This window comes from Chryseobacterium sp. NRRL B-14798, from assembly GCF_050470705.1.
Lineage (GTDB): Bacteria > Bacteroidota > Bacteroidia > Flavobacteriales > Weeksellaceae > Chryseobacterium > Chryseobacterium cupriresistens.
Map to the genome: position 1 here is coordinate 3,685,790 of NZ_JBFLUL010000005.1, position 14,214 is coordinate 3,700,003.

At 37.8% G+C, this 14,214-nt stretch carries 15 protein-coding genes; 11 read left to right on the forward strand and 4 right to left on the reverse strand.

The genetic code is table 11. The features are described 5' to 3' along the window. The first annotated feature begins 104 nt into the window (after positions 1 to 104). Together AB1278_RS16920 and tpiA are read left to right on the forward strand one after the other, a co-directional pair. Positions 105 to 452, forward strand: a complete 348-nt coding sequence (locus AB1278_RS16920; protein ID WP_142719433.1) for a TerB family tellurite resistance protein — start codon at positions 105 to 107, stop codon at positions 450 to 452. 40 nt (positions 453 to 492) lie between these two features. Further along, on the forward strand, positions 493 to 1,251 hold the full coding sequence (gene tpiA / locus AB1278_RS16925; RefSeq protein WP_202839529.1) for a triose-phosphate isomerase: 759 nt from the start codon (positions 493 to 495) through the stop codon (positions 1,249 to 1,251). Positions 1,252 to 1,320: 69 nt separating this feature from the next. Here tpiA and AB1278_RS16930 read toward each other — a convergent pair whose 3' ends face one another. From AB1278_RS16930 to dnaG, 3 genes are all read right to left on the reverse strand, one after another. Then, positions 1,321 to 2,589: an esterase-like activity of phytase family protein gene (locus AB1278_RS16930; protein WP_202839530.1), complete on the reverse strand. Its 1,269-nt coding sequence runs from the start codon at positions 2,587 to 2,589 to the stop codon at positions 1,321 to 1,323. Between the two features lie 372 nt (positions 2,590 to 2,961). Further along, on the reverse strand, positions 2,962 to 3,648 hold the full coding sequence (clpP, locus tag AB1278_RS16935; protein ID WP_027373257.1) for an ATP-dependent Clp endopeptidase proteolytic subunit ClpP: 687 nt from the start codon (positions 3,646 to 3,648) through the stop codon (positions 2,962 to 2,964). A gap of 111 nt (positions 3,649 to 3,759) precedes the next feature. After that, on the reverse strand, positions 3,760 to 5,748 hold the full coding sequence (gene dnaG / locus AB1278_RS16940) for a DNA primase (RefSeq protein WP_202839532.1): 1,989 nt from the start codon (positions 5,746 to 5,748) through the stop codon (positions 3,760 to 3,762). Positions 5,749 to 5,851: 103 nt separating this feature from the next. Between dnaG and tsaE the strand changes: the two genes are divergently transcribed. The 9 genes from tsaE to AB1278_RS16985 all read left to right on the forward strand — a co-directional run bounded on the left by tsaE (position 5,852) and on the right by AB1278_RS16985 (position 13,400). Further along, complete coding sequence (gene tsaE / locus AB1278_RS16945) at positions 5,852 to 6,259, forward strand: tRNA (adenosine(37)-N6)-threonylcarbamoyltransferase complex ATPase subunit type 1 TsaE (protein ID WP_110009234.1); 408 nt, start codon at positions 5,852 to 5,854, stop codon at positions 6,257 to 6,259. 68 nt (positions 6,260 to 6,327) lie between these two features. Beyond that, entirely contained in the window at positions 6,328 to 7,518 is a 1,191-nt protein-coding gene (locus AB1278_RS16950; protein WP_062671272.1) for an alanine dehydrogenase, read from the forward strand. Next, positions 7,518 to 7,889: a hypothetical protein gene (locus tag AB1278_RS16955; RefSeq protein WP_395972856.1), complete on the forward strand. Its 372-nt coding sequence runs from the start codon at positions 7,518 to 7,520 to the stop codon at positions 7,887 to 7,889. Before AB1278_RS16950 ends, AB1278_RS16955 begins: the two co-directional genes overlap by 1 nt. Positions 7,890 to 7,905: 16 nt before the next feature. Beyond that, a complete protein-coding gene (locus AB1278_RS16960; protein ID WP_429815867.1) occupies positions 7,906 to 8,679 on the forward strand; it encodes a histidine kinase in 774 nt (257 codons plus the stop codon). Beyond that, on the forward strand, positions 8,654 to 9,364 hold the full coding sequence (locus tag AB1278_RS16965; protein WP_429815870.1) for a LytR/AlgR family response regulator transcription factor: 711 nt from the start codon (positions 8,654 to 8,656) through the stop codon (positions 9,362 to 9,364). The genes AB1278_RS16960 and AB1278_RS16965 overlap by 26 nt, the downstream gene beginning before the upstream one ends. 109 nt (positions 9,365 to 9,473) lie before the next feature. Next, positions 9,474 to 9,863, forward strand: coding sequence for a hypothetical protein (locus AB1278_RS16970; RefSeq protein WP_110009323.1), 390 nt, complete (start codon positions 9,474 to 9,476; stop codon positions 9,861 to 9,863). A gap of 102 nt (positions 9,864 to 9,965) precedes the next feature. After that, positions 9,966 to 12,239 (forward strand): cation:proton antiporter, encoded by a 2,274-nt coding sequence (locus AB1278_RS16975; RefSeq protein ID WP_429817374.1) that lies wholly within the window; start codon positions 9,966 to 9,968, stop codon positions 12,237 to 12,239. 83 nt (positions 12,240 to 12,322) lie between these two features. Further along, entirely contained in the window at positions 12,323 to 12,820 is a 498-nt protein-coding gene (locus AB1278_RS16980; RefSeq protein ID WP_429815873.1) for a hypothetical protein, read from the forward strand. 40 nt (positions 12,821 to 12,860) lie between these two features. Further along, positions 12,861 to 13,400, forward strand: coding sequence for a hypothetical protein (locus tag AB1278_RS16985; protein ID WP_429815876.1), 540 nt, complete (start codon positions 12,861 to 12,863; stop codon positions 13,398 to 13,400). Here the strand turns inward: AB1278_RS16985 and AB1278_RS16990 are convergent. Beyond that, complete coding sequence (locus tag AB1278_RS16990) at positions 13,381 to 14,055, reverse strand: hypothetical protein (protein WP_429815879.1); 675 nt, start codon at positions 14,053 to 14,055, stop codon at positions 13,381 to 13,383. The two genes, AB1278_RS16985 and AB1278_RS16990, sit on opposite strands and share 20 nt — an antisense overlap. Positions 14,056 to 14,214: the final 159 nt, after the last annotated feature.

A 14,214-nucleotide genomic window follows, 5' to 3' on the forward strand; every position in this document is an offset into this window, starting at 1 on the left:
CTTTTTGACGAGAGCCAATCGTTGATCAATTATCAATTATCAATTATCAATTATCAATTATCAATTATCAAATTTAAACACTAAACTTAAACATATAAAAGCTCATGCAAAAATCAAATAAATCAATCGCCGGCTATCATTTATTAATGATTCTTTCTTCTGTGGACGGAGAGTTTGCCCCTGAGGAAGGAATGCTGGTACAGCAATACCTGGCGGATGAATTTCCTTTCAGAATGAACCTTGACAATGAATTGGATACATTGGCCCTTTTACAGCCTGAGGAATGGAAAGATCATTTTGAGTTCCATGCAAGATGTTTCCATGATGATTCTACAGAGGATGAACGTGTGAAATTTGTTCAGTTTGCAAAATCTTTGATCAAAGCAGACAATAAAGTAACTGAGGAAGAGCACACCTTCTATGTTCTACTGAAAAACCTTTGGGGATTATAAACCATTACGAAAAAATAAAATAAATCTATATCTAAATCTTATGAGAAGAAAAATAGTTGCAGGAAACTGGAAAATGAACAAAAATGTAATTGATGCACAACAATTAATGATTCAGTTACTAAGCTATAAAAACAATAACGCTACCAACTGTGAAGTTTGGATTGCTCCGCCAGCATTGTATTTGATGATGGCGAAAGATATTTTTGAAAAGGATGAGATCGGTGTATTTTCTCAGGATATGAGCGAGCATGAAAGCGGCGCTTATACTGGTGAAATTTCTGCAGATATGCTGGAATCTATCGATGCTACCGGTTCATTAATCGGGCATTCTGAAAGAAGGCAATATCACGGAGAAACAGATTCTCACTGTAACAGAAAGATCAAACTGGCTCTTGATAAAGGTCTTATTCCTGTTTACTGTAATGGAGAAACACTTGAACAGAGAAAAGCAGGGCAACACCTTGAAGTCGTAAAAAACCAGACTGAAGTAGCTCTTTTCACGCTTTCTGCTGAAGAAATCAAAAAAGTGGTGATTGCTTACGAACCGGTTTGGGCTATCGGAACAGGAGAAACAGCAAGTCCGGAGCAGGCTCAGGAAATCCATGCTCACATCAGAAATATTATTGCTTCAAAATACGGACAGGAAGTTGCTGACGAAGTTTCTATTCTTTACGGAGGTTCTGTAAAACCAGACAATGCAAAAGAAATCTTCTCTCAGCCGGATATTGACGGAGGTCTTATCGGAGGAGCGGCTTTGAAACTGGAAGACTTCTCTAAAATCATTGAAGCTTTTAACTAAAATTTCATTTAGATAAAAATAAAAACGGCGGAATCTTCGATTCCGCCGTTTTCCGTTAAAAAAATCTAATTATTGAATATCGACTACATACATTGTTCCCTTGTCTACTTTACCCGTTTTAGGTAAAATTTTGGCTTTTGGATTTCCGTTTCCATCATCTACCACTCCAAAGTCATCATCATTGAAAACAGCCAGTTTATTATTTCCCAGATAAACAATTCCCTCGAATTTATCATGTTCATAACCCAGTTTTGCTACCAGATCTACGGCTAATGTTTTTGTAACAGCTTTTATCCCGGCATTGGTAATTTCGTCCCATGAACATTGTTCTAAAGCTTTTCCATTGATTTTCATTCCGTCAACAGCGCTGATATCGGCTCCGTTTACATCTGTTGCATTGCTCAGATTGATTCTGTATACTTTTTTGATTCCGCCCTGGGAACCGAAATTTCCATCTCTTTCAATCACCAGGAATTCACTGTTACTTATTGCTGTAATATCACAAACCGAATCAGTAGCACCTCCATCCTGCTTATATAGAAACTGTTTAGTCTGCCCTGTAACAGTATCAAATGTGACAATTCTCGTTAAAGTTTTATTGGTAGCCAATGCCTTACTGGGAACATACATCATCGACTGCATGGTTCCTATCAGCGTTCTTCCGTCCGGGCTCATACAAAGCCCCTCCATTCCTCTGTTGGCTCTTCTTTTCGCTAAAACAGCAGGTAACTTTCTTGGTCCTGTATTTACTCCGATCGGGCTTATTCTTTCCATCTCCATTCCATCTGCACTGTAATGGACGATATGCGGTCCGTATTCATCGGAAACCCAGAATGTACCGTCAGCGGCAGCAACAATACTTTCGCTGTCAAGACCATACTGATCAGTACCTAAGACATTTCCGGAAGCATCATACGCGATCTCACCTGTACTTCCCATTCCTGAAGGGTTTGGAAGACCTGTAACAGGCTGCCCGGAAGGATTTTTAAGTTTAATATATTTGATGACCTCTACATTTCCGTCGGCATTGATTTTAAAATGCATAATAGTTGGAGTGAAATTAGGAGCAAGAAACTTTTTTCCATTCTGGAAGTCCGTATTGGGACCTCTGTCTGTAATGACATAGAACTCCCCTTTTCTTGTTGGATGAGCGGCAGCACCGGAACCAAAACCTCCGTTGATAACATCCACTCCGTTTATAGTAGCCAGTTTTGTAAAGGGAAACTCCTGAGGCAGTTTGGAATAATTAATATCCTGATTAATTATGGCTGTATCATCATCACTTTTACATGAAGCCCATACTGCCAGCACGACTGCAGACCATAGTAATTTTTTCATATTCACTTTTATGGCTGCGAAAGTATAAATCGATTGTAAACTGATCTTAAATATAATGATAATTGTTTTTTAACAATACTGATGAATGTGCTATTTACAACCACCCCGTCAAAAATTCTTTGAATTTTTGCCACCCCTCCGGAGGATGGGAATTTTTACGTCTTCAGTTGGAATTTGGCCAGCATTGTAGATTTCTTGTGAAGTATTTTTTTCGGGATTATTGCGGCCGGATTTCTTCGGAATGATAAGCTGTATGGATAAACCTCCATTCCAATTGTGTCATTCTGCAGAATCTAAATAGTGAAATTTAAAATATCATCCAACAAAAAAACCGCACCAGATTGGGTGCGGTTCTCATGATTATATCATCAATTATTTTTTCTCAGTAGATCTTTGTAAAACCTCATCTACCATTCCGTAACCTTTAGCTTCTTCAGAAGTCATCCAGTAATCTCTGTCAGAAGATTTTTCTACCCACTCATACGTTTGTCCTGAGTGATGACCGATGATTTCATAAAGCTCCTGCTTCAGTTTCAACATTTCTCTTAAGTTGATCTCCATATCAGAAGCAACTCCCTGAGCACCTCCTGAAGGCTGGTGGATCATTACTCTTGAATGCTTAAGCGCAGAACGTTTTCCTTTTTCTCCGGCAACCAGTAATACAGCTCCCATTGAAGCAGCCATACCTGTACAGATTGTCGCTACATCCGGCTTGATGATCTGCATGGTGTCATAAATACCCAGACCCGCATATACACTACCACCAGGAGAGTTGATGTAGATCTGAATATCTTTTGAAGGGTCAGCACTTTCCAGGAATAAAAGCTGAGCCGTAACGATGTTTGCTACCTGATCATCAATACCTGTTCCCAGGAAGATAATTCTGTCCATCATCAGACGGGAGAAAACGTCCATCTGAGCAACGTTCAATCTTCTTTCTTCCATGATGTACGGAGTAAGATTCGTTGGGCCATACATTCCCATATACTGATCGGTAACCAAACCGTTGTTTCCTAAATGTTTTACAGAGAAGTCTCTGAATTCCTTTTTAATGTCCATATTTCTATTATGTATTATTTTTTAAATATTCTCGAAGTTTAAATTACAATATTTATTCCTAAAATTTTATAGGACTTTTTGTCACAGAATATCCAAAAATCTGACTCTTGTTTATCTCTTCCTATCTACATAAATCCCTTTGATTGGTGAATATTCTATGATATTGCTCAACCGTATGGAAGCCTGCTTTAAAAGCGTGATTTTTTTGATCAGCTCATAATATTTTACCTCATCCGTATTGCTGTACTGATCAAGCTCTTTGGCTGTTTCCTTGATCAGATAATCAATATACCGGTACTTATGTAACAGAACATCTCCCTGGATCTGATCTGCCACTTTATCACCATAGTTGGGAGGATAAATATTTCTTGAAGCCCAGTTTTCAAGTTCATCCAGCGGGATTAAAGCATCTACAACCTTTGTGGTAATCTCTTCGTCCATAAAAGATACAAAAAAGTTTCCACTTCTGAGTTCATCCTTTTGAATTCCTTCTCTCACCTGATTGATAATAATCTCATTTTCTTTGACTAAAAATGTATACTGCTCTTCTTCAAAATGATGAAGAATTTCTTCAATAACGGTAATCTGATATTCCTCATTATTTTCATTCTTCCTTTTGAGAACAATATCTCCGAACATCAGCATATGATCTACCAGTTTATTCTCCATGAATAATACATCATACAGAAAAGGATCTTCTTTTTCCTTATCCAAAGGAACAATCTCCATTTTCGGAGCTGCTGCTTTTTCCTTCTGCTGCTGCTGAACATGATGCGTCTGATTCTGGGTGATCTGCTTCTGAACATCCAGCTCATTGAAAAGACTCTGTTCGGAAAGCCCGAATTTATTGGAAACCTCTTTCAGATAAACCTCTCTTTTCAGGGCATTTTGTACGAAAGAGACAGATTTTACAATATCTCTGATTGCTTCAGCCTTTTTAATCGGATCATTTCCGATATCTCTCAGGAGAATTTCCGCCTTGAAATCGATGAAATCCATCGCTTCATTTTCGATGTACTTTTCAACGTATTCCTGCGGATGTTTTCTGGCAAAGGAATCCGGGTCATCTCCATCAGGGAAAAGCAAGACACGGATATTCATTCCCTCAGTCAGCAACATATCAATACTTCGGAAACTGGCTTTGATACCGGCATTATCACCGTCAAAAAGAATCGTTACGTTTTCCGTAAGCCTCTTAATAAGTTTGATTTGTTCTGTCGTCAAAGACGTTCCGGAACTTGCCACTACATTTTCAATTCCGGACATATGAAGGGAAATCACGTCCATATACCCTTCCACCAAAAGACAGGCATTCTTTCTTGAAATCGCCTGCTTGCTCTGGTTTAATCCATAAAGAACATTGGATTTATGGTAGATCTCCGTTTCCGGGGAATTGAGATATTTTGCAGTTTTGACATTATTCTTCAGAATCCTTGCTCCAAAGCCTAAAACCCTGCCAGAAAAACTGTGAATAGGGAAAATAACCCTTTCTCTAAAACGGTCTACGCCTGCAGGAGTATTTTCAGGAAAAATAGAAAGTCCGGATTTCTCAAGAATTTCTTTATTATAACCTTTTTCAAGCGCATAAGCCGTGAAAGCATTCTTTTTCTCCGGAGAATATCCCAGCTGGAATTTCTTAATGATATCATCCCTCAACTCCCTTTCTTTGAAATAAGAAAGTCCTATGCTTCTGCCCTCCTGATCATCCCAAAGGATCTCCTGAAAATAAGTATTGGCAACCTCATGGATTTTATACAGCAGATCTTTTTCTGTCTGGGCATTTTTTGCTTCTTCAGAAATTTCCCGCTGGTCTTCTTCAATTTCAATTCCGTATTTTTTTGCAGCATGGCGGAGTGCTTCAGGATACGTAAAGTTCTCAATTTCCATCAGGAAAGAAATGGCTGTTCCTCCTTTTCCTGTAGAGAAATCCTTCCAGATCTGCTTACTGGCAGAAACTACAAAACTGGGTGTTTTTTCATCATGAAAAGGACTGAGCCCCTTGTAATTAGACCCTGCTCTTTTCAACTGCACATATTCGCCCACAATCTCTTCAACGCGGATCGTGGAGAATATCTTATCAATGGTCTGTTTGGAAATCATAGTACAAAAATACACATAAAAAAAAACCTTACAATTATATAATACAAGTGCATTATATTTAGTAAGTTTTATCATTATTTTTGCAAAATAAATTTGCTACTATATGCAGTTCACTATCAATACAATCGAAGACTGGCAGGAAGTTGTTGACACCATCATTCCTCAATTACAACATAATATTCTTTTATTAAAGGGAAACCTGGGAGCAGGTAAAACCACATTCACTCAATTTCTGCTTAAAAACATGGGCAGTAATGACGAAGTAAACTCTCCCACTTACTCTATTGTCAATGAATACAATACCGAAAAAGGGAAAGTATTTCATTTTGATCTTTACCGCTTAAAAAACATTGAAGAAGTCTATGATATCGGAATTGAAGAATATCTGGACAACTCTTTTTTATGCATCATCGAATGGCCGGAAGTCTATGAAGAGGACCTTTACGGTCTTAACTACCATACAATGAGCATTGTAAATACGGGTGAAAACAGAGAGATTTCATTCGATTAAATATTATGTATCTTTGCTCATTAATTGAGTGTAAAAAAACAATCTGTAAGACATAATTTAATTTAAGGATGAGTACAAATATTTTTACTCCTTTCACAGAAGAAGAATTAATGCCGAAAGAGGAAAAATTGGAGGTTATAAAGAAAGGGAAACAGTTCAGTATTGGAATTCCTAAAGAAACCTGTCTCAACGAAAGGAGAACCTGTATTACTCCTGACGCCGTACAGGTGTTGGTAGAGCACGGCCATGAGATCATTATTGAATCAGGGGCCGGACAAGGTTCATTTTTTACAGATTTACAGTATTCCGAATCTGGAGCGAAGATCACCAATGATCCAAAAGAAGCTTTCGGGCAGGATCTTATCCTGAAGGTGAACCCTCCTACAGAAGATGAAATTGAGTACATGAAGCCTAATACGTATCTGGTTTCGGCACTTCAAATTAATCTTAGAGACAAGGAGTATTTCTTAAAGCTTGCAGAGAAAAAAATAAACGCCATCGCTTTTGAATTTATCGTTGATGAATACAAGCAGCTGGCTTTGGTAAGATTAGTCGGGGAAATTGCAGGAACCGTTTCAATCTTATATGCCTCCGAATTATTAGCCTTATCAAACGGGTTAATGCTGGGAGGAATTACAGGAGTAAGACCCGCAGAAGTTGTTATCCTTGGAGCCGGAATTGTAGGTGAGTTTGCTACAAAAGCAGCCATTGGTTTAGGAGCAAGTGTAAAAGTTTTCGATAATTCTTTATCCAAGCTTAGAAGGCTTCACACGATTGTTGACAGCCGCGTACCGACTTCTATTATTGATCCTAAAGAGCTCAGCAAAAGTTTAAGACGTGCCGATGTAGTAATCGGAGCACTTCCAAGATTGAACATGACCCCTATCGTTACTGAAGATATGGTGATGAAAATGAAAAAAGGCAGTGTCATCATCGATATTACCATAGACAACGGTAAAGTGATCGAAACTTCAGAGCTTACCACCATGGAAGATCCTTATGTCATCAAACACGGTGTCATCCACTGCGGACTTCCGAATCTTACCTCAAGAATGCCGAGAACCACCACCAAGGCCATCTCGAATTTCTTCCTTTCCTATATTTTAAATTATGACGAAGAGGGCGGCTTTGAAAACATGCTGATCCGCAAAAATGAAATGAAGCAGAGCTTATATATGTACAAAGGAAGACATACCAAGAAGATCATCTGCGATCGTTTCGGACTTACGTACCACGATATCAATCTTTTAATTTTCTAATGAAGAAACTGAAATTTTATGCAATAGGCTTCGTTCCGGGGCTTTTGATCGTATTTTTTATTTTAAACAAAAAGGGAGCAAGCTGCAGCGGATATTTACCGAACAGCCGTGTGATTGCTGAAAGTCTTTCCAAAGAATTCAAATATTCTGAAGAAGCTAAAAATGCAATGGCAACCTACAAGATTGATGAGAAATTTATAAAAGACAGCATCATTACCAACGGAAAGGTAGATTTTGACCGCAGCCATGCACAAAAGAAACCATGTCCGGACTATCTTTTAACCTATCCTGAAAAAAATCCGTCTTATGAGATCACTTTTGAAAAGTGTGAAGAAACCGTGACAGTGAACGGTCTTAAGAAACTTAAATAGTTTTCAAAAACAAGCTATGGACGGCAATTACTACATGATTCATGATTATCTGATATTCATCGGAGTTTTTGCCATTTTTCTGTTTCTGACAATAAGCATTTATCTCTACAGCCAGAATCAGAAGCTGAAACAGAGAAATACCAAATTATCGGAAACCAACAAACTTATTGAGCAGCACCTGAATGAAGTCCGTCTGGAACATATCGGCACAAAGCTGAATCCGCATTTGTTTAAAAATATTCTGAATTCGGTGCAGTCTCATGCATATCAGACGTATATGTCACTGGATAAGCTGGCCAATGTGCTGGATTATATTTTATACGAAAGCAACAATAAGTATGTAAGCCCGAAAGAAGAGCTTAATTTTGCTTTAAGCCTTATTGAAATTAATAAAATCAAGATCAATCCACTTTTTGACTTCAGAATTAAATCCAGGATCAATAAATCTGATGCTTTGTATGAAGAAAAGGTATTTGCTCCGCTTATCTCTGTGGATCTTATTGAAAATGCCTTCAAACATACAGATTTTCTTGCTCAGGATTCTTTTATTTCTATTTATATGGAGCTTGAAGATGGAATTTTCACTATGAAAGTCAGCAATAAAGCTTCTCTGAAAAATATTCTGGAGAAGGAGAAAAGCGGTTTCGGAAGCCAGTCTTTTGATCAAAGGCTTAAAATGATCTACAGTACCCATTATCAGCTGGAAAGAAGTTCAAAAAACGGAATCTTTACGGCGGAATTAAAAATCAATTTAGGAGAATTCTATGATAAAATGCGTTATTCTGGATGATGAATTACTGGCCATCAGTTATTTAAAACTTCTATGTGAGCAGATTGAGAATGTAGAGGTGGTAAAAGCATTCAATGATCCTAAAATTTTTCTGAATGAAATAGACAACCTCGACTGTAATCTGTGCATTCTGGATATTGAAATGCCCGGAATGACAGGTCTTCAGGTGGCTGAGATTATTTCAGGTTCTAAAAAAATCATCTTTACAACAGCTTACAAAGAATATGCTGCTGAAGCTTTCGATTTGAATGTGGTGGATTATGTAAGAAAACCCATCAAAAAAGAAAGACTGATTCAAGCTTTCGAAAAAGCTAAAGAACTGGTAGAAAATGCTCCTAAAAAAACTTTTATCGAGTGGAATACCAATATTGGAAAAACCGTTATATTCACAGAGCAGATTTCTTACATCAAAACCTCTGAAATAGACAGCAGAGACAAAGATATCATCCTCAGCGACGGCACTACCATCGTCTTAAAAAACCTGAATTTCAAAAACCTTCTGGAAATGCTGCCATCAAAAGATTTTGCTCAGGTCAACAAAAAAGAAATTATCGCATTGTCTTCCATTAAGGTATTTTCAACCAACGAAATTATTACCACCATTCCTGCGGAAGATCACTCTTTTCTGAAACTTCAGATCGGAGATGCTTATAAAAATTCATTGATGGAGCTCTTCGGAAAATAGATCTTTTCAAATCTTTCCGGTTTCATTACAGAATATAAGTCCTTTATTACAACTCCCCTTTTTCAGTATTGAATCCCTTTAATTTTGTATGGAATTAATTGATTTTATAATGAAAAACTTTTTCTATGCTGCAGGACTTCTCCTATCCGGCTTGTGTTTTTCCCAGGAAGCCTCTTCAAAACTGAAGATCTCTTTTTTTGACGGAATAGCAATAGGCGGATATGTAGATCATGGTGCTTATCTCAACTTTACAGGTCCAAATGTAAGTCTTACCCATAAAAGCGTAAAATTCATTGTTGGAATGCTTCCTTCTCTGAGAATTAAAGAAGACCATTCTTCCGGAACCAAAAACAGTCCTATTATGCCTACACTGGGAGCAGGTCTTACTGTGGTCTATAAAAAAATAGCCTTCCAGATTCCTGCCTACTATAACGCTAAGACAGCAGATCTGAATGGGAACTGGAAAATAGGATTTGGAATGGGTTATTCGTTCAAATAGATTTTATTACATTTTTTAGAACATTCATTACATTTTAAAAAAAAGAGTATTTAACATAACTATATTCTTTTCAACTTTGCATAAAATATTGGAATCATGAATTTGGGGAAATACAAAAATTTAATTTTCTACATTACCACCATCGCAGTCTTTTCCGCTCTGATGTATTATTTCATCATTGAAGGGCAGACGCTGGAAGTAAAAGAAAATATCGTTGCCAATACCAGCAGCGGCTCTACCTGGGATAATTTCCTGGAATCATTCAAAACCAATCTTCACCATCCGCTTGCGCTATTATTGGCGCAAATTGTCACTATTATTATGACAGCAAGGCTTTTCGGATGGATTTGTATGAAAATAAAACAGCCTACGGTTATCGGAGAAATGATTGCAGGGATTGTACTCGGTCCTTCACTTGTGGGAATGTACTTCCCTGAGTTTTCCGCCTTTCTTTTCCCAAAAGAATCATTAGGCAACCTTCAGTTTCTGAGCCAGATAGGTCTTATCCTGTTCATGTATATTGTTGGAATGGAGCTGGATCTGAGTGTATTAAGGAAAAAAGCTCATGATGCGGTTGTCATCAGCCATGCAAGTATTATTATTCCTTTTGCTCTGGGAATAGGCCTTTCTTATTTTGTGTATCAGGAATTTGCTCCGGATGGTATCCAGTTTACCTCTTTTGCTTTATTTATAGCCATTTCGATGAGTATCACAGCATTTCCGGTACTGGCGAGAATCGTACAGGAAAGAAACCTCCAGAAAACCAAACTGGGAACAATTGTTATTACCTGTGCTGCTGCCGATGATATTACAGCATGGTGTATTCTTGCTGCCGTAATTGCTATTGTAAAAGCAGGTTCTTTTGCAAGCTCTATCTATGTGATTATCATGGCTGTTGCTTATGTATTTTTAATGATTAAAATTGTAAGACCCTTCCTGAAAAGAGTCGGAGACCTTCAGGCCGGAAAAAATACGATCAGCAAACCCATGGTGGCTATTTTCTTTCTGACATTGATCTTATCTGCATATGCTACTGAAGTAATCGGTATTCACGCTTTATTTGGAGCTTTTATGGCGGGAGCTATTATGCCGGAAAATACAAAGTTCCGTACCCTTTTTATTGATAAGGTAGAGGATGTGGCATTAGTACTTCTGCTGCCATTATTCTTTGTATTCACAGGACTCCGTACCCAGATCGGCCTGCTTAACGACAGCCATCTGTGGATGACCGCCGGATTTATTATTCTGACTGCGGTTCTCGGAAAGTTTGCCGGAAGTGCGTTGACGGCACGATTTGTAGGTATTAACTGGAAAGAAAGTCTGACGATAGGAGCTCTGATGAACACAAGAGGCCTTATGGAGCTTATTGTACTCAACATTGGATATGACCTTGGCGTTTTAAGCCCTGAAATTTTTGCAATGCTTGTAATCATGGCTCTCTTCACCACTTTCATGACTGGGCCTGCGCTGGATTTTATTAATTTTATTTTTAAATCTAAAAAGAATCAGGACGAGTCTGTTCAGGATAATGATTCCAAATACCGCGTTCTTCTCTCATTTGATAAACCGGAATCCGGAAGTACTTTGTTGAAACTTGCACACAATTTCACTCATAAAATGAACGGCAATAAAAGCATCACTGCGATGAATATTGCTCCGGTAGATGAAATGCATGCCTATGACATCAACGAGTATGAGGAGTCACAGTTTCAGAATGTCATTGAAACCTCTCACGATCTGAATCTGGAAGTCACTACCCTCTTCAAAGCGTCTACTGATATCGAAAGTGATCTTACCAGCATTACCAACAAAGGCCATTATGATCTTCTGCTGATCATGCTTGGGAAATCTATGTATGAAGGTAGTTTATTGGGAAGATTATTAGGCTTTACCACCAAAATTATTAATCCTGAAAAACTATTGAACACGGTAAAAGGCAAAGGAAATATATTCAACAATTCTCCTTTTGACGATTTTACCCTTCAGATTCTCGACAAAACCAATATTCCTGTAGGAATTTTGGTGGAAAAAGATTTTAAAGCAGCCGACAAAGTATTTGTTCCGATCTTCAATCTGAGTGATTTTTACCTTCTTGAATATGCGAAAAGGCTGATTAATAACAATAATTCCCAGGTTATCATTCTGGATGCGGCAGGACAGATCCGAAATAATATTGAAGTAAAAGAACTGATCAGAAGTATTGAACAGGTAGCCCCTAATCACATTACGCTGTACAATGAGAAGAAGATTGAGAAAGAATTCCTGAATTCTCATGACCTGATGCTCATCAGCAGTAAAAGCTGGAAAAACCTGATCGATACAAAAAGTCTATGGCTGTCTGATATCCCATCAACATTAATAATATCAAATCCATAACACAATAACACACACCGATATTTCTATTTCTATTGAAGCTGTAAATATTATTCGTTGTCTGTAAAGAAAAAACGGGTATATTTATGGCTTTAATTTTTTGGGACATGCTGATTAACAGTGAAAATGGAGTTATAGAACTGGAAGCCTTTGCTACCACACTTTATAAAGGAATGAGTCTTGATCAGCTGAAACAGTCTGATTTTTATAAAGAAAAGTATCATGATCTGTGGGATGTAAAAACCGGATATTTTTGGTATTATTTTAAGCCTGTAGAAATAAAGGGATATCAGGTATCTTTCAGTCTGTGCTTTTTTAAAGATCAGCTGGACATCATCCATATGAATACATGGGAAAACAGTGATGCCAAAGACTGGAATGAATGGACAGAGGAAAAAGAAATGAATATTTTCCGCCGGAATAATACTTTCCTGACCAAAGTCCTTGGAATATCACCCACCCAAAAAAAGAAAAAACCTTATCCCGGCTGCACCTTCAGATTTCCCTGGGGAGATGTGTGGTCGGTTTACGACCCGAGAAGCGCCGCCAGCTTTATGGGAATCAATTTTAATGAGGAGGAATAACAAATAAAAATAACTTATAACCAAAGAATAAGAGAACACTATGTGCCGATATGCCATGATGGTTTACAAAGGTCATTATGCCTGTTTCAACTGCCAGAAAACATTCAAACGCCGCCACCTGAAAGATGTGCACCGGGATGCTCAGACCTCTGTGGAAGCCAAGTGTCCGGAATGTGGGAATCTGATGGCCAATATGGGACTTGACTTTAAATCCCCGCCCAAAAATGATGATAAGCAATGGGCTCATATCCGGGATTTGTATATGGTTGGAATCACTTTTCATTCATGTGGATGCTCTGGTCCCGGATATATTCCCCAGGACCGTAAGGCCATTATTGATTATCTGGAAAAAGTTCGTTCAGAATACATGAAATCTCTGGTATTCTGGAGATACCGCATAGAGCCTGAAAATAAAAAAGAACGCGAACTGGACTATCAGAAAAACAGCTCACACCTATGGGCCGTCAACCGTAATGCTTTCAAAGAAACAGTGACCAATCAGGAAGGAATTAACTATTGGCTTAAAAGAATCAATGAAGTTGAGGAAAGACTCAATATCATCAAGGCTGATAAATCATAACGCTGCTATAGTTTACAAGCTTCAGAAGCCTTTTAAAATCCTCTTTGATTTTTTCCTCCTGCTCAGCGGGATAATCCGCACCGATACTAAATCCGCGTCCTGTAGTATTGGTGATCATAATGATATTTCCGTTTTCAAAATAATTCCTTGTTGTGATAACCTCGGACTTATTGAAATCAAAGGCTTCCGTGTCATTATTTTCTTTCATTGCTTTAGTGTCATAGAAAAGCGGTCGGTTATATTTATAATCTTTCTCGAAAACAAAAGAAAGCTGTCCGTTAAGAAGATAATATTCTGTCAGCTTCTGCCCGATTTCTCCATAATGTTTCGCAATTACCTTTTGCAGACCTTCATCTGTGTAATAAAATGTGGCCTCCCCGCCTTCTGCAGATTCTCCTTCAATATCTTTCTTTTTGACAGCAGTCCATTTTGTCACGGAATTGATTCTTTTAAAATTTGCCTGAATAGGTTTTATCCTATTTTTTAAACTCTTGTTTCCTGTTGTATCTTTCTCATTGTATGCTTCTCCCATCTTTACAGTATCCTGTGCTTGGATAGTGAAAAAAACAGGCGACTGATCTCCGGACTTCTGAGCATATGCAAAACTCAAACTGATCAATATTATGAAAACTCCATGCAAGAATCTATTCTTCATATTTTCTTTTTTATAGCTTTAAAATTAATAATAACTTTTGGTTGTACTGCATATAATGAAACCACAAAAGTTACAAATAACTGTTTTAGCTTTGAAAAACTTTATAACAGCTTAGATTCCTACAGAATGATACAATTGGAATACTTGTCTTACCATCAG